The sequence below is a fragment of the Pseudostreptobacillus hongkongensis genome (assembly GCF_001559795.1).
Classification (GTDB): Bacteria; Fusobacteriota; Fusobacteriia; order Fusobacteriales; family Leptotrichiaceae; genus Pseudostreptobacillus; species Pseudostreptobacillus hongkongensis.
The window spans coordinates 1-299 of record NZ_LOHY01000014.1 but is presented as its reverse complement, the minus strand read 5'-3'; the positions used below and the strand labels follow the sequence as shown (position 1 = coordinate 299).

The window sequence follows — 299 nt, the reverse complement described above, 5'->3', positions numbered from 1 at the left end:
TCTAAAGTTAAGAATGTAGAAAGGGTTGATATATTACCTTTCCATCAAATGGGTACGCCTAAATGGGATACTATGAATAAAGAATATAAGTTAAGAGATACAAGAACTCCAGAAAAAGAAGAAATTATAAGAGCGGAAGATATATTTAAAAGTTATGGATTACCTGTATATTTAACTAATAGAGATAATACGGATTTAAAAAATAGATATAAATAGAAGTGGGGAATAATGAGGGAAAATTTAAATAAAAAACATTTTATACAAATATGTTTTATGCTTTTTAGTATGATATTTGGAGC

The 299-nt window shown here is 26.1% G+C and carries 1 pseudogene; it reads left to right on the top strand.

The features are described 5' to 3' along the window. A pseudogene (locus AYC59_RS00865) lies at positions 1 to 216 on the top strand (hypothetical protein); the annotation flags it as partial. Positions 217 to 299 lie beyond the last annotated feature (83 nt).